The 618-nt window shown below is 71.2% G+C and carries 1 protein-coding gene; it reads right to left on the minus strand.

Annotated features, from left to right (window positions below; translation table 11 throughout):
* The coding region (locus ACDELDRAFT_RS23380; protein ID WP_005801949.1) for a penicillin-binding transpeptidase domain-containing protein at positions 1-618 on the minus strand (618 nt) is incomplete at both ends.

A 618-nucleotide genomic window follows, 5' to 3' on the forward strand; every position in this document is an offset into this window, starting at 1 on the left:
TGCAGCAGCGGCACCTCGGGGCTGCCCAGCGCCAGGCTGTAACCGAAATAGTCCCCGCTTTCACGCAGCGGCAGGCCCACGGCGGCCAGTTGCCGGTGGAACGCATCGGGCGTGACCATGACCAGCGTGCGCACCGCCGGCACGTTGAGCGAGGCCGCCAGGGCCGTGCGCACCGACACCCAGCCCTTGAACTGGCGGTCGTAGTTCTGCGGGATATACAGGCCGCCGGCCGTGGCGATCTGCGCGGGCGAGTCATCGACCAGAGAGGCCGCCGTGAGCCGCCGCTGTTCCATCGCCTGCGCGTAGAGAAACGGCTTGAGGGTGGAACCCGGCTGGCGCAAGGCCAGCACGCCATCGACCTCGCTGGCCTGGCTGAGCGGGCCCGACGAACCTACCCACGCCAGCACTTCGCCCGTGGCGTTGTCGAGCACGAGCACGGCGCCGTCCTCCACATGGCGGCCCTGCAGTTCGCGCAGGTGCTGCGAAAGGGTCTGCACGGCAACACGCTGCAGCGGCGCACGCAGGGTGCTGGCAACGCGTGCGGGCCACCCGCTGTCGGCCGCATCGGGGGTAGGCTCCGCGCCTTCTGCCAGCGCCCGCTGGCGCAGCAGGTGGCGG

The sequence above is a fragment of the Acidovorax delafieldii 2AN genome, assembly GCF_000175235.1.
GTDB lineage: Bacteria > Pseudomonadota > Gammaproteobacteria > Burkholderiales > Burkholderiaceae_C > Acidovorax > Acidovorax delafieldii_B.